Here is a 26,653-nt window from a genome sequence, read left to right as displayed (position 1 = left end):
CGCGGCGCCCTCAGCCGGTGGGCCCCGCCGCCAGCTCGCGCAGGGCCGCGCTCCGCAGCTCCTCCCGCCCCAGGGCGGCGTATTCCGACCGGGCGTCGGCGTACGCCGCCCGGTCGGCGTTCTCGGCCGCCTCCCGGGACCGGCTGACGGACAGGGTGGGGAACTCCCGCACCGCGGGCATCCGCTCCGTGAGCGCGATCAGCCGTACGGCGCGCGCCTCGCCCCGGGCCAGCCCGGCGAAGCCGAGCGCCAGCAACAGCGTGCCGCACACCGGCAGTTCCACGGGAGAGCCGCCGGCCGGGACGCCGTCCGCCGGGGCGCCGGACAGCATCCCGAGCAGCCGCTCGCGCAGCTCCTCGGCGAGGCCGGCCACCGGCTCCAGCCGGCCGGCCTGCGCGTGCGCCGCCAGCGCCGCCGACCGCACCTGCAGCGACCACGAGTCGAGGAACGGGTCGTCGGGATACAGCAGACCGTCCGCCCCGGTCCGCGCGGCCGCCCGGCGCCACAGCCCGAGCCCGACCTCGGTCAGCCCCCGGGCCAGCGCGATCTCCGCCCTGGCCGGCAGGTCGGGGGCGAACACCCGGGCGGACTCCGGCGGCTGGTCCAGCGTCGCGAGTCCCATCCAGTACTCCGCCTCGTCGATGTCCCCGAGCTGCAGACAGGCGAGCACCAGGGCCCAGCGCACCCCCACCGAGTCCGACCAGTCGCCGAACCGGCTGAACTCGCCGAGCGCGTCCAGCGCGGCCCGCAGATGCCGGTACGCCTCCGCGCCCCGCTCGGACTGCAGGCACAGCTCGGCGATCCGCCCGTGAGCGAGCATCGCCATGGCCGGATTCCCGTGCGGGCGCAGCGCGTCGAGCATCCGGCGGGCGTACTCCAGCGCGCGCTCCGTCTCGTGCTGGGAGTCCCACAGATAGCTGGCCACGCCGGCCGCGACGCCTGCCAGCAGGGGCTCGTCGGCGTCGCACAGCTCCGTCAGCCGGTCGAACCGCGGCGGACGGATCTCCGGTATGGCGCTCAGCACGACGGCCAGCGCCCGCAGCAGGGTGTCCGGCCGTGCGGGCGGCAGCCGGCGCAGGATGACCAACTGCCGTACGGCGTGCGGGCCGCGGCCCATGAAGAGGCTCGTCGCGCACACGGCCGCCGCGCTGCGGGCCGCCTCCACGTCCTCGGGGCTCTCCGGCCCGGGGTGGAACCGGGACAGCGGCCCGCCGGTCTCGTCGGTGAGCGCGGCGAGCCGGGGGTAGTTGGAGTCGGTGGCCCACAGCGAGGCCAGTACGGCGGTGACGGCGGCCGTGGTGGGCCCGTCGGCGCGGGCCAGGGCGTGGCGCAGCGCCAGGACGAGGTTGTCCTGCTCGGCCCGGATGCGCAGCCAGGCGGGCACGGGGTCGCTGCTGAACATCATGTCGTGGTGGGCGCGGCCGAAGTACCGCGCCCAGGCGAGGAACCGGTCGGTGACCGTCTCCTCCTCGCCCGCCGCGGCCCGCCGGGCGGCACCGAACTCGCGCAGCGTCTCCAGCATGCGAAAGCGCACCCCGCAGGGGCCGTCGTCCACCCTGATCAGGGACTGCCCGGCCAGCTGCTCCAGCAGGCCGAGCGTGTCACCGGCCCCGCCGAGCACGTACTCGGCCGCGTCCTCGGCGAAGCCGCCGGGGAACACCGACAGCGCGCGCAGCGCCGTCCGGCCGTCCGGCTCCAGGAGGTTCCAGCTCCACTCGACCACGGCCTGGAGCGTGCGGTGCCGTTCGGGGGCGTCGCGGGCGCCGCCGCGCAGCAGCGCGAAGCGGTCGCGCAGCCGGCGGGAGATGTCGGCCACGGAGAGCACCCGCACCCGGGCCGCGGCGAGTTCCACGGCGAGCGGCAGCCCGTCGAGGTGCCGGCAGATCTCCGCCACCAGGTCGGCGGGCAGCTCCACGCCGGGCCGGGCCGCCCGCGCCCGCTGCTCGAACAGTTCGACCGAGGTGGCCGGGGACAGCTCGGGCAGCGGGTACACGGACTCCGAGGACAGGCCCAGCGGGGCCCGGCTGGTGGTCAGCACCCGCAGCTCCTTCGAGCGGGACACGAGGTCCCGCACGAGGTCGGCGGCGCCGGAGACGACCTGTTCGCAGTTGTCCAGCACCAGCAGCGCGGGCCCCGGCCCGAGCGCGGTGAGGATGCCGCGCACGGCGTCGGCGGTGGCGGCCTGCCGTGCCTCGCCGGTGCAGACGGCCGAGACCACCTCGCCTGCCACGTCCTCGTCGGAGGTGACACCGGCCAGCGGGACGAAGTGCACCACCGGCTGCTCGGCGGCCCGGCTCACCGCGTGGGAGAGCCGGGTCTTGCCGAGCCCGCCGGGTCCGGCGACGGTCACCACCCGGGCCTCGCGCAGCAGCCCGGCCACGGCGGCGACGTCGGCGTCCCGGCCGAGCAGCGGGTTCGGCTCGTGCGGCACCCCGTGGCGGACCGGCGCCGCCTCCGGACGCAGCAGCTCCTGGTACACGGACCGCAGTCCGGGGCCCGGATCGGTGCCGAGGTCCTCGCGCAGCGCGCGACGGTAGCCGTCGTACCGGGTCAGCGCGGCCGCCCGCCCCGCCGTGGCGGCCTCGCAGCGCAGCAGCTCCGCCAGCAGCTCCTCGTCCCTCGGGAGTTCCCGGTGCAGTCCGGCGAGCGGGGCCGCGGCCTCCTCCCGGCGGCCCAGCCGGGCCAGCGCGAGGGCCCGGGAGCGCACCAGCGAGCGGTGCGCCCGGACCCGGCTCGCGCGCAGGGCCACCACCGGGTCGTGCAGGTCCTCGCCCGCACCGGCGGCCACGCTCCCGTCCCACAGGGCGAGCCCGGCCTCCGCCTGCGCCAGGGCCCCCTCGTGGTCCCCGGCCCGGGCGCACTCGGCGCCCGCCGCCTCGTGGCACAGCAGCGCCGAGCTGTCGACCTGCGTCTCGTCCAGCGCCAGCCGGTACCCCGTCGGTGTGCTCTCGACCAGGTCGGCGCCCAGCTGCGACCGGAGCCGGGACACCAGCACCTGCACCGCCTTGCCCGGCCGCTCCGGCTGCTCCTCGGGCCACAGCCCCTCGACCAGCCGGCCGGTGCTGCAGCCGGTGCGCAGCTCGTCGGCGAGCAGCGCCAGCAGCCCCCGCAGGCGGGGCGCGGTGATCTCCCGCCCGCGGTGGGCGACTCGGGGCAGCAGGGTCAACTCGGTGGTCACTGGAGCAGGTTAGCCACCGGGCGGGGCGGTCGGTCAGGCCACGTGCAGGGTGAGGGCCGCGGTGTGCAGCCGGCCCTCGGCACGGAACTGGAGGAACAGCCGCCAGTCGCCGGAGCGGGCGAACTCGGCGTGGAAGGTGAGCGCCGGGCCGCCGTGACCCGCGTCGGCCCCGGTCTCCGGGTGGAGGTGGGCGAAGGCGAGGTCACCGTGGTGGAAGGCGGTCAGATGGGCGTAGGTGCCCAGGTACGGCTGGAGTCCGGTGACCGGCCTGCCGTCCCGGGTGACGGTCGCGGTCAGCCGGTGGGCCATGCCGGCCATCAGGCCGCCGCGCACCGCGACGGTGTAGCCGTCGACGGTGGTGGTGCCGGACGGCCCGGGCAGCGGCTCGCCCGTCGCCGTGCCCGGCACGCGCACGGTGCGGCTGAGGACGAGGTCCTCGCCCCTGCCGGGGCCGCTGCCCGGGCTGAACGAGGCGTACAGCCGCCAGGTGCCGGGCCGCAGCGCGGCCAGCGGCGCGGTCCAGGTGCCGTCCCCGGCCATGGTGGGGTGCAGGTGCTGGAAGCCGGTGAGGTCGGAGCGGACGGCGTAGAAGTGCATCCGCCTGGTCTGGTCGACGGCGAAGTCGGTGACCTTCTCGCCGTCCGGGCCGACGAGGGCGAAGCGGTACGGCGTCGCCCGGCCGGCCGGGAGGGCGGTGACCGGGGAGGTCATCCGGTAGCCGTCCCGGGCGGCGGCCAGGCCGTCGCCGGTGGCGGCGGCGCCCATCCCGGGCATGGAGGCCATGCCGCCGGACGCCGCCGGTTGGGACGGAGCGCCGGGCCGGGCGCCGGATCCGCCGGAGCAGGCGGCCAGGGCAAGGGTGAGTGCGGCGGTGGCGGCGGCCGCCGCGAGGGCGCGGCCGGGCGTGCGGAAACGCTGGGACATGCGGATGTCTTTCCAGGTGGGCGCCGTGCTGCGGCGCGGGTGAACGTGGGCCGGTACCGGACCGGGGTCCGGTCGGCCGTGTCACGTCCGCGCGACGCACACCTGGAGGAGGAGGTCACATCCGCCGGCCGGCGGCCCGCGCCGCCGCACCTCCCCGGCCCGGCACCGGGCCCAGGCCGGCCGCCCGGCGGCCGGAACGACGACGGCGCCGGCGGCGAGCGGCGGCAGCGCCACCCCGGCCCGGTGCATCGTGGCCACACACATCGCGCCCCGCACGGCCCGGCCCGGATGCACGGCGGCCGTGCCGGCCGGCCCGGACAGGGGGTGGGCGGCCGTCCGGTCCGAGCGCGCGGGACCCCGGTCGCCATGGGCCGTACGAGGGAGGCCGACGGCGCGCGCGGCCATCGCGGCCGGCATGGAGTGGGCGGTGGTGCGGCCGGCCGTCCGGTCCGGCAGGGAGCCGTGGCAGCCCTGGGCCGCCGTGGCCGGGTTGCCGTGCATGAGGAACAGGCCGAGCAGCAGCGCGACGAGCACGGCCGGCCGGGCCGCTCGGCGGGTCCACTGCGCGACGGTCACGGCCTCACCCTACTGACGGTGCTCGTCGGGCAGGTGCCCCTGCCCCTGCCCGTGTTCCTCCCGGGCCGGTGAGCCGCCCATCATCCGCAGCATCGCCGGGCCGCCGGTGCGCAGGAAGCGGACGACGAGGGCGGCGGCCAGCACCAGGAAGGCGATGTTGAGCCAGGTCGTGTAGTTCCAGCTCACCCCCTCCTCGGGGACCTTCGCGTCGGCCTGGTCGGGGACGAGGCCGAGGCCGCCGAACGCGAACTCCACGACATAGCCGGCCACCGCGATCGCGGCGAAGAAGGTGCCCAGCAGGAAGACCGCCATCCGGGCCCCGTAGTACTTCCGGTAGATGTTGAGGATCGGCAGGATCAGCAGGTCGGCGTAGATGAACGCGATCACGCCCCCGAAGCTGATGCCGCCCTTCCACAGCACCACGGCCAGCGGCACGTTGCCGATCGAGCAGACGAACGTGGCGATGGCCACCACCGGCCCGGCCAGCGGCCCGACCAGCTTGGCCGCGAGCGGATGCCCGGCCAGGAAGAACGTGTGCCAGAACTCGTCCGGCACCCACGCGGCGATCGCCCCGGCGATCAGCAGCCCCGCCACCAGGTCGCGCAGGATCGCCGCCCACTCCATGACGAAGATGTGCGACACGGACGTGAAGCCGTCCCGGGACAGCAGCCGGCGGGCGAAGGCGCCCTCCCCCCGCAGCGACATGTCCATCGCCGCGTGTCCCTCCATCGCCCCCGCCAGCCCCCGATCGGCCTGCGCCCGCGCCCGGCGCAGCAGCCGCTCGCGCAGGAGGACCCGGAACAGCACCGCGAGCACGACGATCATGACCGGGCCGCCGACGAACTCCGCGGCGGTGAACTGCCAGCCCATCAACAGGGCCAGGATCACGCCCAGTTCGATCACCAGGTTGGTCGAGGCGATCTCGAAGGCCATCGCCGACGTGAAGTCCGCCCCCTTGCGGAACAGTGAGCGGGCGAGGGCGACGGCGGCGTAGGAGCAGGACGACGAGGCCGCGCCGAGCCCCGCGGACAGGGCGAGGGTGCGCGGCCGGTCGTCCCCGAGCAGCCGTACGACCGTCTCCCGGCGCACCACCGCCTGGACGACGGCGGAGAGGGTGAAGCCGAGGATCAGGGCCCAGGTGATCTCCCAGGTCATCGACCCGGCAATGGCCAGCGCGTGCCCGATCGCATGCATGGTGCGCATCCCTTCGCCGTGGCGTGCCACTGACGACCGAGCATACCCCCCGAGGGTATATTGGGAAGGGGGTGGCGAAGGGAGGCCGTACCCGAGGTCCGCGGGCCCGGCCTCACGGTCCGCCCGGGTCGCCGCGCCGGAAGTCCTCCCATGCCTGCCGCTGGATCTCCTCCGGGTCCGCGAGCAGTTCCTCCAGCGGGCGGCCGGGGCCCGACGGGGGAGGGGGCATCGAGGTGAGGGTGTCGTAGAGGTACCGGCAGGCCTCGTCCTCGCTGGCGAAGCGGCGCAGCACACGGTCCTCGGACCGCTGGCGCAGGCCGACGGTCCAGGCGTCCGCGGCGGGGCGCAGGAAGTAGTAGGCGTCCGGCTGGACGGTCACGTCGTGGACGCCGGCGATCTCGTAGAACGCCTCGGGCACGCCCGCCCCGCGCAGTCGTGCGACGAGTTCCGTGCCGTCCATCGGATCCCACCTCGCCGGCGGTTCAGGCCACCGGCAGCGCGTCCAGGTAGTTCATCCGGACGAGGTCGGCGACGGTCGGGCCCGTCAGGTACTGCAGCCCCAGACCGGGCTGGCCGAACCAGGGCCGGATCGGACCGGCCTCGACGGTGAACGGCCTGGTGACCCGGTAGAGGTGGTAGCTGAACGGGACGTCCGGGACGTAGGTGTCCAGGTTGCCCGGCGGGATCGCGCGCTTGGCGTACGGCGTGCCGGCGGGGGCGAGGAAGTTGCCGAAGCCGCTGCCGAAGAGGTCGACCAGCTGGCCCTCGCGGAGCGTCGCCTCGTGCTCGACCGGCTTGCCGTTCTTCAGCACGAAGCCGTGGTTGTCGGGGTACCACCAGCCCGACTTCCCCGTCGAGGGGTCCGTCTGCCAGTAGCAGCCGAGGAACCAGTACGCGGAGGTGTGGTCCGTGCGGTGATAGCCCTTCAGCATCCGGCCGAGGGCACCGGTCTGCGGCAGGTATCTCGGCCCCAGCCGCCAGTCGCCGAGGTAGTAGCTCTGGTACGCCGTCGTCGGCGCGGAGTTGGTGCCGCGATCGCGGTGCGACGTCGGGCAGTCGGCGCTGTGGGCGGCGGCCCGGGGGTGGTCCGGCTGGGCGGTGGCCGGGGAGATGCCGAGCAGCAGGAGGAACGACGCCAGGGCGCCCCCCACGAGGGCACGCAGTGCGCGCATCCGGTGTTCCTTTCTCACGACGTGTGGACGGGACACAGTTCACGCCGGGCATTCGGGGGGCCGTGGCAGGCGGCCCGGCATATCACCCGATCCGATGACTTCCCGTCCGCCGACTGCGTCCGGCCGGACGGGGCCGCGCGCGCTCGCCGCCGCACCGCGGACGAGGCACTGTGGGATATGTGGACTATCAGCAAGGATGGGCTGATATGTGGGCGCGGCGGCAGCGGAGCCATGCGCTGCTGCTGATCCCGATCGTGCTCATCGTGGTGATCACGGCCGTGGACCAGCTGGTCCCGGCCGACATCCACCTCGGTCCCATGCTGGTCATCGCCCCCGCGATCACCGCCTCCTTCGCCGGCCCCTGGCTGACCGGGCTGGTCGGATTCCTGGCCGTGGGGGCCCAGGCGTACATCGGCTGGCACTTCGGCGTGCTGTTCTCCCGCAACGTGCTGGTGCAGATCCTCGCCCTCGCGGTGCTGTCGGCCTTCTGCGTGTTCTACTGCGTGATACGCGAGCGCCACCGCCGTCAGCTGGCCCGGGTGCGCTCCGTCGCCGAGGCGACGCAGCACGTACTGCTGTGGCCGCTGCCGGAGGAGATCGGCCCCCTGAGGATCGCCTGCCTGTACATGGCGGCCGAGGACGAGGCCCAGATCGGCGGCGACCTCTACGCCGCCACGCCCACCGACAACGGGGTGCGGGTGATGATCGGGGACGTGCGGGGCAAGGGGCTGTCGGCCATCGGCGAGGCGGCCCTGCTGATCGGCGCGTTCCGCGAGGCCGCCCACCAGCACGCCGACCTGCCGAAACTGGCCACCGCCCTGGAACAGAGCGTGACCCGCAACCTCGCCGGGCTCGAACCCGTGGAGGAGTCGGGGGAACGCTTCGCCACCGCGCTGCTGGTGGAGGTGCCCGAGACGGACCACATCACCCGGATCATCAGCTGCGGGCATCCGCCGCCCCTGCTGCTGAGCCCGGGCAGCGCCGTCACGGTCCCCGTGCACCCGGCCCTCCCGCTCGGCATCAGCGGGACCGGGACGGGGGGCTACGCCGTCGACGTGTTCTCCTTCCAGCCCGGGGACACCCTGCTGCTCTACACCGACGGCGTCATCGAGGCCCGCGACCCGAGCGGTGCCTTCTACCCGCTCGCGGAGCGGGTCGCCCAGTGGGCCGGCAGCGGTCCCGAGAAGCTGCTGCACTGCGTCCGGCGCGATCTCCTCTCCCATGTCGGCGGACGCCTCGACGACGACGCCGCGGTCATCGCCCTGTGCCGCGCGTCCGCCCCGCACCACGGCCGCCACCACCACGCCCCGGACGCGTAGCGGAGCCACGACCGCGAGGGCCCGGGGCCGGTCCCGGGCGCGGGGCCGGGACCGTCCCGGCGGGCCCGCGCGGCGGATCGGCCCGGCCGCCCCTGTCCTGGCCGCTGCTGTCGGCACCTCCTGAGCCCGCCGTTACGGCCGCGCCCCCGAACCCGGTGGTCCGGCGGTATCCATCCGTCCGGATCCGCTCGCGCGGGCCCGAACTTGTCCATACACCTTTTCTCCACGGACCGATCGGCCGATGTTCCCTCGGCGGTACCGCCGAGTGCCTACCGTGTGCCTGTCATGTACGCGCCCCGCCGGTCGGTCACGGGCCGGGGCAGCCCCCACTTCCCTCAGGAGAGCGCATGGTCTCGCGTCGTACCGCCGCCGTCCTCACCGCCGCGGCGGCAGTCACGCTGTTCGCCACCGGCGGCTACACGGCCCCCGCCGCGAACGCGACCACCGGCACCGGCCTGTCGGTGTTCGCCTGGAACGTCGATCTCGCCACCCCCGTCGTCGACAGCACCCAGAACGAGAAGGCGGCCCGGCGCACCCCCACCATCGAGTCGGTCATCCGCAAGCACGGCGCGGACGTGGTGGTGCTGGACGAGGACTTCAACAACAGCTCGACCGCCGACATCACCGCCAAGCTGGCCGATCTCTACCCGTACCACACCCCGGTGGTCGGCCAGACCTGCTCCGGCGGCGGCTGGACCGGCATCAGCGGCGACTGCTCCAACTCGCTGTTCGTCATCAACGGCGGCACGCTGATCCTGTCGAAGTACCCGATCACCGCCCAGTACGCCCACGTCTTCGGCAACTCCACCTACGGCACCTGGGACTACCACGCCAACAAGGGCGCGGCGCTGGTGCAGATCGACAAGGGCGGGGTGAAGAGCTGGGTGGTCGGCACCCATCTGCAGGCCGACGAGTCCGACACCTCCACCGACACCACGCAGGCCACCCGCCTCGCCCAACTCGGCGAGATACGCACCTGGGTGGACGGCATCGCCGGCTCCGGCGCGCCGGTGCTGATCGGCGGGGACCTGAACGTGGAGTACTACGGCGGCCGTTCGCGCGGCGACTACGCCAACGCCCAAGCCGCGGTGGGCGGTGTGCTCGGCACCCCGGCCACCGACCCCGCCCAGACGCTGCGGACCATGGACTGCCCGGTCTCCTCCTGGTGCCAGTACATGTCGGGCGTCGAGTCGTTCCCGAAGGCCTACCGGGACGACCTCGACTACATCGGCTACCTGAACGCGCCGGGCCGCCCGGCTCCGGCGTCGATGTCCGCCGTCAAGGTCGACTTCGACCCCCAGGCCGGCTGGACCTCCGGTCAGACCGACACCAACGCCCCCAGCGACCACTACCCGGTCGAGGCGACGTTCCAGCTCGGGTGACGTCCGTGCCGGGGCGGACTAGTCCGTCCCGGCGGGCCGGAACGCTGTTACTCACTTTCGGGTGACGTGCCGTCCGTAGCCGGGACCCGCGGCTCGGACGGCGGGTTGCACAGGCCAGTGCTGGGGCGGCGAAAGTGCCTGACAAAAGGTCAATCAGAGCCTTCGAGAGATATATGGATATTGAAGGGGTCAGTCACAGGAATATGTTGAAACGGTAATGCCAGGCACATCTCCCCCACATACCGGGCGCCCGGGTTGCAGAGTGTGAGTGCGCGGCCAGCCGGCCGCCAACCGCACCACGCACCACCGCCGGCCTGCGACGTTCCTGCGATCGCGGCGTCACGCGGGAGGTGCTCCGGACCTCTGTAGGGGGATCCTCGTGACCGTTTCCGCTTCCGTGCGCCGTATGACCGCCGTTGCCGCCGTGGCGGCCGCCGCCGTGGGCGCCGTCGCACTGCCGGCCGCGGCCGCCGACCACGGGTCGCACCAGTCGCACCGCCGCGACGTCTACATCAGCGGTGTGCAGGCCTCCTCGGGCCGCGACGAGCACTCCAACCGCGCCCTGGTCAGGGAGTGGGTCGACATCACCAACAGCTCGCGCCAGACCCTCAACCTCGACGGCTGGACCCTCTCCGACCGTGACGGCCACACCTACACCTTCCACCACTACCGTCTCGGCGGCCGGTCGACCGTCCGCGTCCACACCGGCATCGGCCACAACACCCGCAGCGACCTGTTCCAGGACCGCCGCAACTCCGTGTGGAACCGCGAGGACACGGCGACCCTGCGCAACGACCACGGCCGTGTCGTCGACGACGCCTCCTGGGGCGGCCGCCGCCACCACTGACCGGTCCGTCCCCGGCGGCCACGGCTCCCTGAGGGGTGGCACGGCACTCTCCCGGGCGAGTGCCCCGCCGCCCCGGCGCCCGCGCCCCGCGGCACCGGTCCGCTGACCGGCCGCCCGGCCGGCACGCGGCACTGAACAGGCCCACGGCTCCGACCGTTCCGGAAGCCGTGGGCCTGCGCCGTTGCCGCGCCACCCCCGCCCCGCCCCGGCAACCCGTGCGCCCACGGGCGAGAATCGGGGGCGCGGCCCGCTCCCGCCGGTGCCGGCACAGCGAGAAGGGGTGACCACCGTGCACCAGGACGAGACGGGGCTCCGCCGCCCGCCCGCGGAAGCCCTCGTGCCGCGGCTGCTGCCGGCGCACCCCCGGGCCGCCGTACTGCTGCTGCACGGCGGTAGCGAGTTCAGCCGCCGGGCCGCCCGTCCCTGGCACCCCGCGGCGCTGCGCATGCGCCCCTTCCACCGGGCGATCTCGGCCGGGCTGCCGTACGACGACGTCCTGGTCGCCCAGGTGCGCTACCGCCTGTGCGGCTGGAACGGCACCCGGGCCGACCCCGTGCCGGACACCCTCGACGCGCTGGACCGCCTCGCCGAACTCGCCGGACCCGTGCCCACGGTGCTCGTCGGCCACTCCATGGGGGGCCGGGCCGCGCTGCACGCCGCCGGGCACCCGCAGGTGCGCGCCGTGCTCGCCCTCGCACCCTGGTGGCCGCCGGGCGAGCCGGTACGGCAGACGACGGACCGGCACATCGTCGTCCTGCACGGTGAACGGGACCGGGTCACCTCGCCCGCCGACTCGGCCGACTACGTGCGCCGGGCGCGCGGCACGGCGGCCGGGGCGGCGATGGCCCTCGTCCGCGACGGCGACCACTCGATGCTCCGCCGCCACCGCTTCTGGCACCGCACCACCGCCCACCTGGTGGCACACCTCCTGTCCCCCGCCACCCGGCCCAGCCCCCTCCCTCCGGAGTGCTACACGGCCGAGGACTTCCCACTGCTCTGAACGACCGCCTCCCGGCGCCCCGGGCCGTCGGGCGCGGTGTGCACCGCCGGCTCAGCCCTGGGGCTTGCAGTCGTAGAGGCGGAAGCTGCCGTCGTGCGCGCGGCCGTACGCGGTGGAACGGATGCGCGTGCAGTGCGACTTGATCCAGGTGGTGGCGGCGGTGGTGGGACGCGCGGTGGTGAGCAGCGCGTAGCGCACCTGGTGGGAGGAGACCAGGGAGCCGAACTGCTGGGCGGTGGGGAAGGGCGTGCTGCCGGTGAAGCCGCCCATGACGAGCATGGGCTCGGACTCCGCGCGCAGCAACGGCTCGGCGGTGTAGGCGGCCTGGGTGGCGAGCAGGTACTTCTCGCCGTGGCGGTGCGAGGTCAGATAGCTGAGCAGGGCCGTGTCGCGGGAGCTGGGCTCGCCGAGCCCGACCCTGGTGAGCGAGCGGCGGTGGTGGACGGCGTCGTAGTACCTGAGGCCGACCGGGCCCGCCATCGGCGAGGTGGAGGCGCCCGCGTAGGCCGGGTTCAGGCAGGAGAAGGCCCAGCCGGCCGGTATGACCAGGGTGGCCGCGATCCCGGCGGCGAGGGCGCCGTGGACCATCCGCTGGGAGGTGCGCGGCCCCCGGGTCCACAGGCCCAGCGCGCCGCAGCCCGCGAGCATCAGGGCGACCGGCAGCAGCCAGGAGACGAACCGGGTCGGCCAGTCCAGCACCAGCGCCCAGAGCGCCGTCAGCACGATCGCCGCGGGCAGTGCCGCGCGCCGCCGGCCGCCCTCCTCGTACTCCTCCCGGAAGAGCGCGAGCCCGCCGCCGGCCAGCGCGGCGAGCGCGGGGGCGATGACGGCGGTGTAGTAGGCGTGGTTGCCGTTGGAGGCGCTGAACACCACGGCGTGCACGACCAGCCAGCCGCCCCAGAGCAGGAATCCCGCGCGCACCAGGTCGGTTCGCGGCTGCCCGGCGCGCCAGAGGACGCCCAGGACCATGGCGAGCACGGCGAGCGGCAGGAACCAGGCGACCTGCGGGCCGACCGTGTGGTTGATCAGCATCGTCCAGCCGGTGTTGCCGGTGGTGCGGCTGGCCGCGGTGCCCGCGACGGCGCCGAACGCGGTGGAGTCGCTGCTGAAGCGGCTCAGGCCGTTGTAGCCGAAGACCAGGGTGAACGGGTCGTTGTTGGTCGTCCCGTCGAGGTACGGGCGGTCGGCGGCCGGGGTCGCCCAGGCGAGCAGCACCCAGAAGCAGGAGACCGCGAGGGCGATCGCACCGGCCAGCAGCACGCGCAGCGCCCGGTTCAGGCGCGTGCCGGGCGCGGCGAACTGGTAGACCGCGGCGAAGACCGGCAGCACCAGCCACGCCTGCAGCATCTTCGCCTGGAAGGCGAGCCCGACCCAGACCGCGCAGGTGATCAGCGGCAGCAGCCGGCCGGTGCGCAGCGCCTTCTGCAGCGCCCCGGCGGCCGCCACCAGCAGCAGGGTGAGCGCGGTGTCCGGGATGGTCGCCCGGGTGAGGACCACGGTGACCGGGGTGAGGGTCAGCACCAGCGCCGCGACCAGCGCGGCGAGCGGTCCGGCCCAGGCCCGTACGATCCGGTGCAGCAGCCACACGGTGAGCACGCCCTCGACCACCTGCGGCAGCGCGGCCGCCCAGGTGTGCGCGCCGAAGAGCCAGACGGAGGCCGCCTCGGGCCAGAAGGCGCCGGGGAGCTTGTCGATGGTTATCGAACCGGCCGCGTCGAGCCCGCCGAAGAGGAACGCGCGCCAGCCGGCGGCCATCGACCGCACGGCCGCACCGTAGAACGGGTGGATCGCGGCGTTCCCGATGCCCCAGGCGTACAGGACCACCGCGAGGACCAGCACCGCGGCGAGCGCCGGGCGCTCCCAGCGCGGAACGGCTTCCGGCAGGCCGGAGCTACGGTCCGCCCGGCTGCGCCGGTGGGCGCCGGCGGACTGGGCGGCGGGGATGGTGGCCATGACAGTGGTCCTCGGATCAGCGGGTCGGGTGGAGCGGCGGGTTCACAGGCGGCGGGCGGCCCGGAAGCCGCGGGCGTAGAAGTCGGTGCCGTCCAGCAGCGAGCGGCCCGACAGGTCGCCCATGGTGGGGCCGTTGGCGGCGGAACGGCTGGAGTAGAAGCGGTGCCGGCCCTGGTCGTCCAGGCCCATGTACATGCCGCAGTGGTCGATCAGGTCGGGCCGGTCCTTGATGATGGCGAAGAAGACCAGGTCGCCGGGTTGCAGGGCGCCCAGGTCGGTGGGCTGTGCGCCGGTGTTGGGAATGACCAGGCGGCCGGGACCGTAGGCGGCGATCGCGAAGGCGCGGCGCGGCAGGCCCACGCCCTGGGCGTTGGTGTTGTGCACGGGGATGCCCATGCGGTAGCCCCACACCAGACGCTGGAAGCCGGAGCAGTCGACGTCGCCGTAGCGGGCCTGCTCCGGCTGCACGCGGGTGCCGTCCGGGAAGGTCCAGGGGACGCCCAGGTAGTCGTAGAAGTCGGACTGCTCGTCGTGGTAGGCGAAGTCCAGGGGGTTGCTGACGCCATCGTTGCGCGGGCCGAAGTGCGCCGTGCCCGCGTAGCGCAGGCCGGACCCGTTGTGCTTGTCGGGGGCCCCGGCGCTGCTGTACTGGAACGCCACCGCGAAGACGTCGGGGCTGGTGTCGGCGAGCGTCCTGGGGAACCAGCCCTTGAACCAGGCGGACTTCTCCATGCCCTGCCGCCACTCGTGCGGCAGCACCCGCACCCAGGCGTTGGTGGTCAGCGTGGCGGTGGTGGTCCGCGGCTCGCTGAAGCTGCGGTTGGGCCCGGTGAGCACGGCGGTGCGGGCGCCGTCGGTGAAGGTGGCGATCGTGTCCCCGTCGGAGTCGCGCACCACGGTGCGGCTGGGGGAGGACAGCCGCTCATAGCTGTGCGGCCCTGAGTGCCGGGTGCCGGAGCCGCCGCCCGTACCGCCACCGGCGTCGCTGCTCCCGCTGCCGCCGCTGCCGCCGCTGCCGCCGCCGCTGTGCTGCTCCCAGGCGTATCCGCCCACCGCCCCCGCGGCCGCCACGCCCACGATCGTCCCGAGCACGGCGCGGCGAGTCGGGCGGCTGCGCCTGCCGGCGGGTTCAGAGTGCATGGCCGATCCTCCTGGGAATGCGGTGTCGAGGGGCGGTGGCCGGTTCAGCCGGTGGGCAGGGCGCCGAGCAGCAGACCGGCGACCAGCACCACGTACGTGGCCAGCGTCACCGCCGTGGTCGAGATGAGCGTGGGCGCCAGGGGCTGGCGGACCATCTGGTAGGAGACCAGGCCGGGGACGATGAAGCCAAGCGTCTGTGACGTGTACAGCAGCGGAAACTCGTGGTTGAGGGCGAGCATCACGGTGGTCTGCATCAGCACCGCGCACAGCACGACGGCGGCGAACAGCCGCTTGCCGTACAGGATCACGGTGCGCTGCAGCAGCTTCGTCGCGAAGAACGAGAGCGCCGCGACGCCGACCATCAGCCCGGCCATCTGCACGTCGGTGACGAGCGTCAGGGCGATCCAGCCGGGCGTGATCATGCCCCCGGGCGAGAGGTTGGTGGTCAGGTAGCAGACCAGCGAGAAGACCAGCCCGAGGGCGATCCCGAGCGCGGCGGTCTGTGCGGTGAGGTTGGCGGGGATCACTTACGGTTCCTCGTGGACTGGTACGGATCGTAGGAGTGGTGCCGGCCGTCCTCGGGCCGTTCGTCGTGGGGCCTGCCGTGGAGGTCGGCGAACTTGCGGGCCAGTTCGCGCTGCGACGGGATGTGCACGCCGTACGCCGGTGTCTCCAGGGGGGCCACCCAGCTGAACGGCTCCGGCTCGGGCGGCCGGGCCACCGCCATGTGCCTGACCACCGCGATCTGCATGGTCTCCTGGTCCAGGCCGTCGCCCTGCGGAACGACGGCGGGCTCGTCCTCGGTCTCGTCCAGCGGCAGCTCGGCGAGGCACTCCAGGAACAGTTCGCCCTGGCCGTGGATGTTGCCGATCGCCACCAGCGAGGAGGTCGGGGCGAGTTCCGCGAGGAGCGCCGCGGTCAGCTCCTCGGGGTCGCGGCGGTCGCCGCCGAGGTCCACCACGCGCCCGGTGAAGTCGGCCGGGATGGCGTCGCGGGCGCTCTTGGTCGGGTGGCCGATCAGGAAGACCACCTCGGCGCGCAGGTCGGGCACGATCGCGCCCATCTGGCCGTTGCGCTCCACCCGGTCGGGGCGGCAGTTGATGACCACGTTGAGCGGCCGCCTGATCGCGCCCAGGTCCTCCAGCTGCTGGACGTTCATCAGCGTCGACTCGGGGTCGTTGGCCGCGAAGACGTTGGCGAACCGCAGCCGCTTGCCGTCCGGGGTGACGTAGCGCTCCACGGACAGCACGCCCGGGTCCGGCGGCGCGTCCCACATGCCCTGCAGCGCGGTCTGGCGCTCCACGCCGAGCAGTTCGGCGACGGCGAGCGCGATGGCCACGTTCTCCTTGAAGGTGAACCAGCTGAAGCCGCGCAGCTCGGCGTCGGTCACCGTCTCCGGATCGACCGCGATCAGCCGGCAGTTCCGCTTGTCGGCCTCCTCCTGGAGGATGTGCAGCCGGTCCTTCTCCGCCGTGACGCAGATGCCGCCCACGGGCATCGAGCGGGAGAGCGAGCGGGCGACGTCGTCCAGCGTCGGGCCCATCTCCTCCAGGTGGTCCTCGCGGACGTTGCACAGCACGCCGATGGTGGAGCGGATCAGCTTCTCCTGGTTGATCTCCTGCAGGGCGGGCATGACCGCCATGCACTCGATCACCAGCGCGTCCGGCCGGTAGGTGGCCGCCCGCCTGACGATGCCGATCTGCTCGACGATGTTGGACAGCCCGAACTTGCGGTAGACCGGCTCCTCGGTGGCGTCCGGGTGGATGAACCGGGCCGCGGTGCCGGTGGTCTTGGCCACCGTGACCAGGCCGCCGCCGCGCAGCGCGCCCGCGCACAGCCGGGTGATCGAGCTCTTGCCGCGGATGCCGTTGACCAGCACCCGCGTGGGTATCTGCTCCAGCGAGTCGAAGTGCCGCTTCTGCTCCAGGATTCCGGCGACCCACAGTGCGGCGCAGCACATCAGGAGTACGACATAGAGGAATAGCACGCCGAGTCCGTCCTTCTACCGCTGGAGGGTGTGGTCGTACCGGGGCTGGGAAAGCCCGGTGGCGGCACTGGCCTTGGCCGCCCGGCCGCGCTCCGCCAGGGCCTGGCGGATCAGCTCCAGGCTGCGGGTGACCGAGCCGACCTCGTCGTGGTTGACCGGGTGCAGCACGGTACGGCGGTCACCGCCGGCGAGCCGCTCGATCAGCACGGCGACCGAGCGCAGCGGCCGGATCACCACGACGTGCAGCCAGCCCAGGCAGGCCGCGCCCAGCGTGAGGCCGAGGATTCCGGCGAGCATGGTGCGCTGCTCGGCCTGGACCGCGGGCAGTTGGAGCGCCGCCGCAGGTTCCGCGGTCACCACGTGCCAGCCGAGGCGGGCCGTCGGGCCGGTCTGCGCCAGCGGCGCGGCGGCGTCGACCGAGGGGCCGGAGGACGAGGAGAGCACCGCCGAGGTCGCGGTGCCCGCGGTGCCCGGGGCGCCCTTGCCGGAGCGGGCGAGGCGGGTCAGCGCGGAGTCGGGCAGCTCCTGGAAGGCGCGGTAGCCCACACTCGACGCCAGCACCTTGTAGTTGTCGTCCGTCACCCAGACGCTGCCCAGGTTGGGCCTCGCCAGGTTGGAGTTGAGCGTGTTGACGTCGATCTCGCCGAACAGGACCACCCCCGCCGCCGGGGCCTTGCCCTTGGCGGGGCGGACCTGGGCGTAGGCGGCGATCGCGGGGATCCGGCCGGAGGTGTTGACGGTGGTGATGCCGCCGCCGTCCGGCACGTGGACCAGGGTGCGCAGCGGGGTGTCGCCCACGCGCAGCGTGATGTCGCCGTCGCGGTTCAGGAGGTACAGCGAGCGGTACTGCTTGTGGTCGTCGAGCGTGTGCTGCAGGACCTGGCTCTGGGCGCCCCGGTCCCGGCCCGGCAGGCTCGCGGCCACGTCGTTCAGGTCGGTGTACGACTGGTCCAGCGACTGCCGGATCCGGTTCGTGGCTATCTCGGTGCGCACCTGCTGGGCGGCGAGGACCGGGGCCGGGACCGCGGTCGCGGTGTCCGCCCGGTTCAGCATGAAGATCATCGGCGCCGACCAGCAGGCCACCAGCACCACGCCGACCACGGCCAGCGCCCGGTAGCCCGGTCCGCGCCCGGCCGGGAGCTCCTCGGGCCCGCTCTCGCCGAGCAGCTGCCGGCGCAGCGACTCCAGCGCGCGCCCGATCCGGGCCAGTTCCCCGAAGCCGTGCACGGGTACCGGCCGGGTCAGCTCCTCCATCGCGGCGGGGCCGTCCTCGGTCGCGCCCCGGGACAGGCGGCCGGCCGACAGGTAGAGCCGGAGCAGCGGCCGCTGCACGACGAGGTGCAGCACCAGCCCGAGCAGCAGCGCGATCGCGGACAGGGCGCCCGCGGCCTCCAGCGCGAACTGCGAGTAGTCGGCGGCGGCGGACGTGGCGGGAACGGCACGGGAGGTGAGCACCGTCAGGCCGAGGCCGTCGGTGTCGCCCGGACCGGTAGCGGAGGCGACCTGGGCCCAGCCGGCGACGGTGCGCCGGCCGCCCGTGGTGTCGCCGAGCATGCTTCCCGAGGCGTCGGCGTCCCGCCCGGAGTCGCCGGCCGCGCGGGCCGCCGCTGCGGGCAGGCCGCTGTCGGCCGTGGCGGGCGACGCCGTGCCGTGGGCCGCGGTGACGAGCGCCTTGCCGCTCGCGTCCAGCACCCGGGTGGTGCGCCCGTCGCCGTACGTGGTGAGGGTGGGCAGCGGCTCGGAGACCGCCAGCAGCCACTGCCGTTCGCGGCTCGGGGCCTGGTTCTGGTCCTGGTTGGCGTCCGCCTTCTGCGCGGGCAGCGTGACCCTGGCGAAGTACAGCAGTTCGGGCGTGCCGCCCGAGGTCACCAGCCGGGGCTGGATCGCGCCGTGCCCGGACGCCGTCCTGACGGCGCCGGTCCCGCCCAGCGAGACCGGCTTGCCGCCGGCCGCCAGCAGCTTGCCGGAGTGCGGGTCGAGCAGGGCGCTGCCGAGGATCCCCTTCTTGGCGGAGGTCAGCGCCTTGAGGGTGGTCGCGGGGGTCGACGTGCTGGTCGCCGGGTAGGAGTCGGCGGAACGGCGTACCGTGCTCGCCTCGGCGTCGACGGTGGTGCGCACCGACAGGGCGGTGTCCGCGGCGATCTGCTGCTCGCCGTTGAGCACGGCCTGCGGCACCCGTTCGGCGTGGACGTTCCCGAGACCGATCACCGTCAGGGCGGCGACGACCAGGAGCAGTACGAGGAGAGCGGCGATCGGCGGACGGACCCCGCCGAGCAGCGGCATATCGGCGCGGCGGCGGATCCGGTGTCGGCGCGGCGCCCGGTTGGCGGTGGGCAGGGCGGAAATCCTCTCTACATGGCGCCGAGCGCACGAGCGTTCGATCAAGCGAACACTCTAGCTGCACAGGATTACATAACCATCACACTTTTGTCCCTGTGTCGTCCGTGCGACGGGGACCACATGGGTGCGATCGAGCCACATGCGAAGGGCGGGTCCGGCATGCCGGGCCCGCCCTTCGGAGCCCCGGTCACTTGACGAAGGAGATCTCCGGGTAGCTCTTGTTCGGCCCGTCGAGCAGGGTGCTGTGCTGCTTGCGCAGCGTCTGGTCGAAGAAGGCGGCGAGGTAGTCGCGCTGGACCTTGACCGCGCGGTCCGGGTCGATCGTGCCGTACTGCTGCTGCAGTTGGGCCTGGGACATCCCGAGCAGCTGCGCCTCCTGCGGCACCATCCACTCGTTGTCGCTGAACGACAGGTGCGCCGAGCCGTGGAGCTGGACGTCGACGTGGTAGCCCTTCAGGTGCGGCCACAGCGTCCGCCACGAGCTGTCGTTGTTGCGGTTGTGGGTGCCGGAGCTGAAGAGCATGAACGGACGGTCGAGGTCCTTGCTCGGCGCCGTGCCGAAGAACTGGCCGTCCAGGTTGGCGCCGGCGGCGATGCGGTGGTCGAGCTGCATGGCGGTGTCGACCGCCGCGCCGCCCAGCGACCAGCCGAACATCCCGATGCGGGACATGTCGACGGCCTTCGTCAGCCCGGTGGGCAGCGTGGCCTTGCCGGCGTCCGGGTTGCCGCCCTTGCTCAGCGTGCTGAGCGAGTCGACGACGAACTTCATGTCGGCCGCGCGCACCTTGAGCGTGTCGGAGGAGTGGGCCCCCGACGGCATCTGGTTCACCTCGAGCCGGTTCCCGGGGAACTGCACCTCGTTGGCGTCGTGCGTGTGGTCGACGGTGACGACGAGGTAGCCGCGGCTCGCGAGGTCCTGGGCGAACTGGGTGCCCATGGCGCGGTCCGAGTGCAGGCCCGTCGAGTACAGCAGCACGGGCAGCTTGCCCAGCTTGCTGTCCACCGGGGCGAGGACGTGGCCCGCGGTCGTCGGCAGGGTCACCACCTGCGGCGAGAGGCCGCGCGTGGCGAGGAAGTGGGCGCCGGATATGGACGGCATCCACGGCGCCTGGTAGTGGCCGGACGGGGACGCGGTCGGGTACCACAGCGAGACCATCAGCTCGCGCGACTTGCTGCCGGGCACGTACGGGTCCGTGCGGGACTTGTCGACGAGGTGGAGGCCGACCATGCCCACGGAGTACTTCCCGCTCGGCGCCGGCATGGTGAGCTGGACCCCGAACCGCTTCGTCTGGCCGGACGAGAGGGCCGACGGATGCAGCGCCTTGTGCTGCTCCGGCGTCTTCTCGTCGTTCTCGGGCGCCCAGGGCGCGTTCTCGTCGGGTGACTCCCCGGTGGCCGTGGGCTTGGCGGTCGTCTTCCCGGCGGCCATGGCCGGCGTCATACCCGCACCCAGGGCGACGGCCAGCGCACCCGCCGTACCGACCGCTCTGGCGATCGCTCTACGACTCTGGCGCGGGCGGCGGTGTTTCATGAAACCCCCTATTGCTCAACGATCGCGGAACAGGCGATCGGCTGCCGCACACCGTACCGCCGCAGCGGCGGGAGGACTGTCCCCACCTCCTTGATGACAGGCCCACCACCGGTGAAGACGGTCACGCCCGGCTTCCGTTTTCCGGCTGCCGGCGAGCGTCGTCCGCAGGCCCGCGCCGCGGGCCCGATCCGTCGCGTCCTCCGGTTGTTTTGCGGACGTGACGTCACGGGTGTGGTGCCCGGCGCGGGGCACGCGCGCGTCCGCGGGAGTGGATAGCACCGCTTGTGGAGGAATTGTGCGAGGCGCTATGTGGCCCTTGCCGAGTTGCTGCCGACGGCGGTACCGGAACCCGCCGCGGCCCGCGGTTGCGCCCGCACATCAGGCCGGGGGAGCGCTACTTGTGCTTCCCACCGCCCTTGCCGCCGCCCGTCCGGCCGCTGCCGGACCCGCTCCCCGTGCCGTTGGATTCGTTACGCGACACGCCGCCGCCGGGAGTCGCCGTGTTCCCCTTCGAGCGGCCGCCGTTGCCGGGTTTGTGCGCGCTGCCCGGCTTGCCGGATGCGTCCGCCGCCCGGGCGAGCTGCCCGGCACAGTACGCGGCGACCTGGTCCTTCCCGCCGGCGGCCGTGACCAGCTGCTGCCACGCCGTCGCGCCGAGTGCCTTCCCGTGGTCCTTCACATGGTCGTAGGCGCGGCAGTGGGCCGCGGTGTTCCGGCCGGGGGCGGCCGTGCCGTACGCCGGTCCGCGGCCGCCGGAGGACGCCGGCTGCGTCGCCCCGCCCGTCCGGCCGGGGGCGGTGGCCGACGCATGGGGGGCGCCCCGGCCGCCACCGTGGCCGTGCGCGGACGAACCGGCCGAGCCGATGGCGGCCACCGCGACACCGCCCAGGGTCAGGCTGGCGAACACCACACCGAGCGTCGCCCTCGCGGAGCGCCCGGCACGCCGCCGCGCCGGCACCCGCCAGTCGTCCCGGCGCCGGGTGCGCGCCCGGTGCGCGCCCGCGTCACGGGCGGTCCGGAAGGCGGCCCGGGCCCGCTGCTCGCCCTCGGCACCGGCGTCGGGTGCGCGCAGGGCGGCGGCCAGCGCCGTCTCCAGCAGGGCGGTGTCGGCGCTGTCCTGGTCCCGCGGCCCGGACACGGCGCCGGCGGGGTGCGCATGCCGGCGGCCGGGATCCAGGCCGCCGCTCATTCGTTCACCCATGTCCGCTTCCGTTCCGGTCCTGTGTGTTCTGTTCCTCGGTCCGGCCGGTGCCCGACCGTCCGCCCACCGCCGTCGTTCATGTCGACTCCCCCAGCGTTCGGGAAGCCTCATCCGTCACACCCGTGTCCGGGTCCCGGACGAGACCCAGTTGGGAGGCGAGGCGTTTCAGGCCGCGGTGGGCGGCCGTGCGCACCGCTCCCGGGCGCTTGCCGAGGACCCGCGCCGCGGCGGGACCGTCCAGGCCGACGACCACCCGCAGGAGGACGGCCTCGGCCTGGTCCCGCGGCAGGCCGCGCACCAGTTCCAGGGCCCGTTCCGTGGACAGGGACTCCAGGGCCTGGTCGTGGGTGCTGTGCGACGCGGGCAGGTCGAGCACGTCCTGCTCCGTGCCGCCCGCCCGGGGCCGTACCCGCTGCCGGCGCAGATGGTCCAGTGCCCGGTGCCGCGCTATGGTCGCCGTCCAGCCGCGGAACCCGGCCCCGTCCCCCTGGAAACGCCCCAGGTCGCGGCTGATCTCCAACCAGGCGTCGGACGCCACGTCCTCCGCGTCGTCGCCGACGAGACCGTGCAGATAGCCGAGCAGGCCGGGCTGCACGATCCGGTAGGCGACGGCGAACGCCGTTTCGTCGCCGTCCTGGGCCCGCGTCACCGCCGCGCCCAATTCCCCGTCGTACGCCTGTACCCGACGGGGTTGCCGTGCCTGGCCCAAGACTTTCCTCGTTCGCACCGGGTTCATCGCGAGTCCCTGCGGGCCCCCGCGCCCCCGTCGCATCGACGGCCCCATGGTGTCCAGCGTCCGTCCGCACAGAAGTGTCACAACGCACCCCGCATCCTTCACGCGGCACCGGCGCCCGGCCGGGCGGAGGGCGTCCCGCGTCCGGCGCCCGGGCGGCCGGGTGACGTTCGGTGGCCGCCGTGCGCTGCATGAGTGCCCGGGCCGAACGCCGGCCGGCGATCCCCGGTCTCCGGGCCCCTCTCCGTTCCGCCGCTGACTCCCCCCGGTTGCGGCACGGCGAGGGAGGGGGCGGCCGAAACCCCACCCACCACCGAGGGGTTCGGCCGCCCCGCGCGTCGCACCCCGGGGCAGGGGCCGCCCCGCCACCGTCCCGCCGGGCCCGCGTGATGCTTCGGCGGCCCCGTGCGCTCCTTGGGGCATGAGTGCCTACGTACGTCTACGGGCGGTGCCGCCACCGGCGCTGCGCAACAGTGCGACCTGGCTCGAGCGACTGTTCGGCGACGGTCCGGAGGCCGACCCCCGGCGGGCCGGCCGGCGCCGCGAGGAAGTGCTGGACGAGCGCTACCTGGACCAGGAACGCATCTACGTCGGCGCCTTCCCGCACGAGGCCGGGAACCGGCCCGGGGCCCAGGTGGTGCTCGGCGGCCACCCGTTGTGGCGCACCGACCCGCACCAGCCGCCCTTCCTGGTGCTGACGGCCGCACAGGCCCGCCGCGTGGCCGAGTTCCTGACACTGGCCGACTTCGACACGCTGTGGCTCCTCGCCCGGGACGCGCTGCTGCCCCGCTACGGAGGCCTCGCCGGCGAGCCCGCGGCATGGCGGGCGTTCGCGGCGGGGCACCGGGAGCTGACGGCGTTCTACGCGCGGACGGCCGAGAGCGGGGACGCCGTGGTGAAGCGGCTGACGGTCCGCGACCGTGCCCTGGCCCAACTGCTTCCCGATTGACACCCTTCGCCGCCTTCCGCCCGGCTCGGCACGTTCTGCGGGGCCGGGTGTAACACTTCCGGCCACGCGCGCTCTCTCCATGCGGACGGCCATGGCGGCCGGCCAGGACAGGGGACACGACTCGTGCAGTGGGCGAACGAGAGCGGCGGAGCGTACGGCGGTGAGCCGTACGACGGTGCCGGACGGCCGGGTGCCACCGGCCACGGGTACGGCGCCACCGCCGAGATGTCCACGATGTACGGCTACGGCACCGGCCCCGACATGTCCACGATGCACGGGTACGGCGCCAACCCCGGGACGCCCTCGGCGTCCTGGGACCGGTGGGCGCCCCCGGTGACCGGCCACGGGGCGACGGGAGCGGGCCCGGGGACCCCCGCGATGCCGCTGCACGCGGCCGGCCCGGACACCGTCGCCCCACCTCGGCAGCCCTGGCAGCCCTGGGAGCCCTGGGACCATCCGCACGGTGACGTTCTCGCCGTGCCGCCGCTGCCGCCGGAGTCCGGCGCCCCGCCGGAGGACGAGCCGGTGCGACCCGTCTTCGTCGACTCCTCGGGCCGCCGCCAGCGCCATGTGCGCCGCGCCGCCCGGCTGCTGGTGATCCCGGCCGGCGGCTATGTCGCGCTGCTGATCGGCACGATGCTGGGCGGCCCCAGCATCAGCTCCCCGTTCGTCCCCGGGGCGGATCCCGCGCACCCGGCCGCGCCCCGGGCGACCGCGGCCGACTCCCCGCCCGGCACCGGCCACTCCACGCAACGCGCGAGCGCGACCGCGGCGCGGCACACCAGCCCCGGCCGCGCCACCGCCCCCGCCGCCACCGTGGCCGCGCCCGCGTCCACCGCGGCGCCCACCAGGACCGCCTCCCGCACCGCGACGGCGACGTCCGGCCCCACCCACGCCCGCTTCTCCAAGGGGCGCGCCCTCGGCGCGTCCCACAAGCCCCCGAAGTGAGCCAAGCCCCGAAGTGAACCAAGCCCCCGACGTGACCGGCCGCCCGCGCCGCGGTGCGCCCGCGCACCGGCACGGCCGCACCCGCCGGATCACCCCACGCTCCCACTGGCTGCTGCTCGGCGTGCTCGCGGTGACCCTGTCGACGGCCCTCCTGCTGCAGGGCTACACCCACCACCTGTTCGGCATCACACCGGACGACGTGACCGGACCCCGCGGCCACGACGACCGGGTGCCCGGTCAGGTGGTCCACGGGGGCCCCGTGATAGCCGACGCCGCCACCACCGCGCACACCGCCCGGGTGAAGGCCCGCACCATCGCGCTGACCTTCGACGACGGCCCCGACCCCGTGTGGACGCCGCGCATCCTCGACGTGCTGCGCCGCGACCATGTGCACGCGACCTTCTTCGTCGTCGGCACCGAGGTCGTGGCCCACCCCGAACTCGTCCGCCGCATCGTCGCCGACGGCCACGAGATCGGCATCCACACCTTCACCCACCCCGACCTGTCCCGCCTCGCCCTCTGGCAGCGCTCCCTCGAACTGCGCGAGACCCAGCTGGCGGTGGCCGGCGCGGCCGGGGTCACGACCGCGCTGCTGAGGCCGCCGTACTCCTCGCGGAACACCGCGCTGGACGACGCCGACTGGTCCGTCCTGCAGCAGGCTGACAGGGCGGGCTACGTCACGGTGCTCTCCACCCAGGACGCCGAGGACTGGCAGCGGCCCGGTGCGGACCGCATCCTCGCGAACGCGACGCCGCGCGGGAACGCCGGCCAGATCCTGCTGATGCACGACGGCGGCGGCGACCGCTCCCAGACCGTCGCCGCGCTCAGCACCCTGATCCCCCGGCTGAAGGCGGGGGGCTTCCGCTTCGACACGGTCGGCGCGGCCGTCCGCATGGCCGGACCCGTCCAGCGCGCGGGAGTGGCCGACCACCTCCAGGGGATGGCCCTCATCGCGGTGCTGCGGACCGGCGACCTGGCCGTACGGCTGCTGGACGCGCTGATGTACGCGGCCGGGGCGATCAGCGTGCTGCGCGCGGTGGTCGTCGTGATCGCGGCCCGCCGGCACCGGCGGAAGCGGACGGGTCCCGGGGGCAGGTCCTGGGGACCGCCGGTGACCGAACCCGTCAGCGTCGTCGTCCCCGCCCACGACGAGAGCGCCGGGATCGAGGCGGCCGTGCGGTCACTGGCCGCCTCGGACCACCCGGTGGAGATCGTCGTCGTCGACGACGGCTCCACCGACGGCACCGCGGAGCTGGTGGAGTCGCTCCGGCTGCCGGGGGTGCGGGTGATCCGGCAGGAGAACGCGGGCAAGCCGGCCGCGCTGAACACCGGGCTCGCCGCGGCGGGCTGCGAGCTGGTGGTCATGGTCGACGGCGACACGGTCTTCGAACCCGGCACCGTCCGCACGCTCGTGCAGCCCTTCGCCGACCCCCGGGTGGGCGCCGTCTCGGGCAACGCCAAGGTCGTCAACCGCGGTGGCCTGCTGGGACGTTGGCAGCACATCGAGTACGTCGTCGGCTTCAACCTCGACCGCCGCCTGTTCGACCTCGCCGAGTGCATGCCGACCGTGCCCGGAGCGGTGGGAGCGTTCCGCCGCAGGGCGCTGCGGGCCGTCGGCGGCGTCAGCGACGCGACCCTCGCCGAGGACACCGACCTGACCATGGCGCTGTGCCGCGACGGCTGGCGGGTGGTGTACGAGGGCGACGCGGTGGCCTGGACCGAGGCGCCCGCGTCCCTCGGCGCCCTGTGGCGGCAGCGGTACCGCTGGTGCTACGGCACCCTCCAGGCGATGTGGAAGCACCGCGGCGCGGTGGTCCAGCGCGGCGCCGCCGGCAAACTGGGCCGCCGCGGCCTCGTCTACCTCCTCCTCTTCCAGGTCCTGCTGCCGCTGCTCGCCCCGGCCGTGGACGTCTTCGCCCTGTACGGCCTGGTGTTCCTGGACCCGGTCCGGATCAGCGCCCTGTGGCTCGCCTTCCTTCTCCTGCAACTCGGCATGGGCCTGTACGCGTTCCGTCTGGACGGCGAGCGCCGCGGGCCGCTGTGGAGCCTGCCGTTGCAGCAGTTCGTCTACCGGCAGCTCATGTACCTGGTGGTGATCCAGTCCCTCTTCACCGCCGTGTCCGGCTCCCGCCTGCGCTGGCAGCGCATGGAACGCTACGGGACCCTGCGGGCGCCGGGACCGGACGAGGGCGCCGTACGGCCGGAACCGTACGAGGGCCCCGCCCCGGCCGGGACGCGGCCCGCACCCCACGACAGCACCCAGTGGTACTGAAAGGAAC

The 26,653-nt window shown here is 74.1% G+C and carries 21 protein-coding genes; 7 read left to right on the top strand and 14 right to left on the bottom strand.

Translation table 11 applies throughout. From position 1 onward, the window contains the following. Positions 1-10: 10 nt before the first annotated feature. From ACZ7FF_RS09775 to ACZ7FF_RS09750, 6 genes are all read right to left on the bottom strand, one after another. Positions 11-3,178: an ATP-binding protein gene (locus ACZ7FF_RS09775; protein WP_470810901.1), complete on the bottom strand. Its 3,168-nt coding sequence runs from the start codon at positions 3,176-3,178 to the stop codon at positions 11-13. Between the two features lie 33 nt (positions 3,179-3,211). Further along, positions 3,212-4,102 carry a hypothetical protein gene (locus ACZ7FF_RS09770; protein ID WP_470810899.1) on the bottom strand — a complete coding sequence of 297 codons (891 nt, stop codon included), beginning with the start codon at positions 4,100-4,102 and terminating at the stop codon, positions 3,212-3,214. Between the two features lie 81 nt (positions 4,103-4,183). Beyond that, positions 4,184-4,678 carry a hypothetical protein gene (locus ACZ7FF_RS09765; RefSeq protein WP_470810898.1) on the bottom strand — a complete coding sequence of 165 codons (495 nt, stop codon included), beginning with the start codon at positions 4,676-4,678 and terminating at the stop codon, positions 4,184-4,186. A 9-nt stretch (positions 4,679-4,687) separates the two neighbouring features. Beyond that, positions 4,688-5,872 carry a permease gene (locus tag ACZ7FF_RS09760; protein WP_470811443.1) on the bottom strand — a complete coding sequence of 395 codons (1,185 nt, stop codon included), beginning with the start codon at positions 5,870-5,872 and terminating at the stop codon, positions 4,688-4,690. A gap of 112 nt (positions 5,873-5,984) precedes the next feature. Beyond that, positions 5,985-6,332, bottom strand: coding sequence for a hypothetical protein (locus ACZ7FF_RS09755; protein ID WP_470810897.1), 348 nt, complete (start codon positions 6,330-6,332; stop codon positions 5,985-5,987). A gap of 22 nt (positions 6,333-6,354) precedes the next feature. Then, the gene (locus ACZ7FF_RS09750) at positions 6,355-7,044 is read right to left on the bottom strand and encodes a TNT domain-containing protein (RefSeq protein WP_470810896.1); all 690 of its coding nucleotides are present in this window, start codon (positions 7,042-7,044) and stop codon (positions 6,355-6,357) included. Positions 7,045-7,250: 206 nt separating this feature from the next. On the opposite strand from ACZ7FF_RS09750, the gene ACZ7FF_RS09745 reads away from it, so the two are divergent. From ACZ7FF_RS09745 to ACZ7FF_RS09730, 4 genes are all read left to right on the top strand, one after another. Then, the gene (locus ACZ7FF_RS09745; RefSeq protein ID WP_470811441.1) at positions 7,251-8,363 is read left to right on the top strand and encodes a PP2C family protein-serine/threonine phosphatase; all 1,113 of its coding nucleotides are present in this window, start codon (positions 7,251-7,253) and stop codon (positions 8,361-8,363) included. A 347-nt stretch (positions 8,364-8,710) separates the two neighbouring features. Next, on the top strand, positions 8,711-9,745 hold the full coding sequence (locus ACZ7FF_RS09740; RefSeq protein WP_470810894.1) for a sphingomyelin phosphodiesterase: 1,035 nt from the start codon (positions 8,711-8,713) through the stop codon (positions 9,743-9,745). Between the two features lie 406 nt (positions 9,746-10,151). Then, positions 10,152-10,592, top strand: coding sequence for a lamin tail domain-containing protein (locus tag ACZ7FF_RS09735; protein ID WP_470810892.1), 441 nt, complete (start codon positions 10,152-10,154; stop codon positions 10,590-10,592). 289 nt (positions 10,593-10,881) lie between these two features. Next, positions 10,882-11,592, top strand: a complete 711-nt coding sequence (locus ACZ7FF_RS09730) for an alpha/beta fold hydrolase (protein ID WP_470811440.1) — start codon at positions 10,882-10,884, stop codon at positions 11,590-11,592. A gap of 51 nt (positions 11,593-11,643) precedes the next feature. On the opposite strand, the gene ACZ7FF_RS09725 is transcribed toward ACZ7FF_RS09730, so the two are convergent. The 8 genes from ACZ7FF_RS09725 to ACZ7FF_RS09690 form a co-directional block, all read right to left on the bottom strand. Beyond that, on the bottom strand, positions 11,644-13,545 hold the full coding sequence (locus ACZ7FF_RS09725; RefSeq protein WP_470810891.1) for an ArnT family glycosyltransferase: 1,902 nt from the start codon (positions 13,543-13,545) through the stop codon (positions 11,644-11,646). 42 nt (positions 13,546-13,587) lie between these two features. Then, positions 13,588-14,685, bottom strand: a complete 1,098-nt coding sequence (locus ACZ7FF_RS09720; protein ID WP_470810889.1) for an NlpC/P60 family protein — start codon at positions 14,683-14,685, stop codon at positions 13,588-13,590. A 44-nt stretch (positions 14,686-14,729) separates the two neighbouring features. Continuing rightward, positions 14,730-15,212, bottom strand: coding sequence for a poly-gamma-glutamate biosynthesis protein PgsC/CapC (locus tag ACZ7FF_RS09715; protein ID WP_470810888.1), 483 nt, complete (start codon positions 15,210-15,212; stop codon positions 14,730-14,732). Then, the gene (gene pgsB, locus ACZ7FF_RS09710) at positions 15,209-16,672 is read right to left on the bottom strand and encodes a poly-gamma-glutamate synthase PgsB (RefSeq protein ID WP_470810886.1); all 1,464 of its coding nucleotides are present in this window, start codon (positions 16,670-16,672) and stop codon (positions 15,209-15,211) included. Before pgsB ends, ACZ7FF_RS09715 begins: the two co-directional genes overlap by 4 nt. Before the next feature lie 15 nt (positions 16,673-16,687). After that, positions 16,688-19,057, bottom strand: a complete 2,370-nt coding sequence (locus ACZ7FF_RS09705) for a HAMP domain-containing protein (RefSeq protein ID WP_470810885.1) — start codon at positions 19,055-19,057, stop codon at positions 16,688-16,690. A 142-nt stretch (positions 19,058-19,199) separates the two neighbouring features. Beyond that, positions 19,200-20,441, bottom strand: a complete 1,242-nt coding sequence (locus tag ACZ7FF_RS09700; protein WP_470810884.1) for an alpha/beta hydrolase family protein — start codon at positions 20,439-20,441, stop codon at positions 19,200-19,202. A gap of 496 nt (positions 20,442-20,937) precedes the next feature. Then, positions 20,938-21,744, bottom strand: a complete 807-nt coding sequence (locus ACZ7FF_RS09695; protein ID WP_470810882.1) for a hypothetical protein — start codon at positions 21,742-21,744, stop codon at positions 20,938-20,940. 76 nt (positions 21,745-21,820) lie between these two features. Continuing rightward, positions 21,821-22,453, bottom strand: coding sequence for an RNA polymerase sigma factor (locus ACZ7FF_RS09690; RefSeq protein ID WP_470810881.1), 633 nt, complete (start codon positions 22,451-22,453; stop codon positions 21,821-21,823). A 445-nt stretch (positions 22,454-22,898) separates the two neighbouring features. Between ACZ7FF_RS09690 and ACZ7FF_RS09685 the strand changes: the two genes are divergently transcribed. The 3 genes from ACZ7FF_RS09685 to ACZ7FF_RS09675 all read left to right on the top strand — a co-directional run bounded on the left by ACZ7FF_RS09685 (position 22,899) and on the right by ACZ7FF_RS09675 (position 26,646). Next, positions 22,899-23,426: a DUF1877 domain-containing protein gene (locus tag ACZ7FF_RS09685; RefSeq protein WP_470810880.1), complete on the top strand. Its 528-nt coding sequence runs from the start codon at positions 22,899-22,901 to the stop codon at positions 23,424-23,426. A 123-nt stretch (positions 23,427-23,549) separates the two neighbouring features. Next, positions 23,550-24,374: a hypothetical protein gene (locus tag ACZ7FF_RS09680; RefSeq protein ID WP_470810878.1), complete on the top strand. Its 825-nt coding sequence runs from the start codon at positions 23,550-23,552 to the stop codon at positions 24,372-24,374. A 13-nt stretch (positions 24,375-24,387) separates the two neighbouring features. Continuing rightward, on the top strand, positions 24,388-26,646 hold the full coding sequence (locus ACZ7FF_RS09675; protein ID WP_470810877.1) for a bifunctional polysaccharide deacetylase/glycosyltransferase family 2 protein: 2,259 nt from the start codon (positions 24,388-24,390) through the stop codon (positions 26,644-26,646). Positions 26,647-26,653 lie beyond the last annotated feature (7 nt).

This window comes from Streptomyces sp. NPDC037126 (assembly GCF_055605965.1).
Note: the sequence above shows the minus strand (reverse complement) of the source record. Positions and strands in the feature narration are given on the sequence as shown.